General features: G+C 35.8%; 1 protein-coding gene. It reads left to right on the forward strand.

Annotation, left to right across the window (positions count from 1 at the left end; translation table 11 throughout):
• The coding region (locus tag D9V42_RS14930; RefSeq protein ID WP_142927613.1) for a hypothetical protein at positions 1–246 on the forward strand (246 nt) is incomplete at both ends.

Consider the following 246-nt stretch of genomic DNA (forward strand, 5'->3'; position numbering starts at 1 on the left):
AAAGATTTACTTGAAGAGATTGATCTTGACGAAGAACTTAAATTGTTACGCGATGAGTTGGAATCAGCTACTGGTCAAAGACTTACTCGTGCAATTAAACGTTTAGAAGTTGTTGAATCATTCCGTAATTCAGGTAACAAACCTTCATGGATGATTTTAGATGTACTTCCAATCATTCCACCAGAAATTCGTCCAATGGTTCAATTAGATGGTGGACGATTTGCAACAAGTGACTTAAACGATTTA

Source organism: Staphylococcus pseudoxylosus (assembly GCF_003697915.1).
Lineage (GTDB): Bacteria > Bacillota > Bacilli > Staphylococcales > Staphylococcaceae > Staphylococcus > Staphylococcus pseudoxylosus.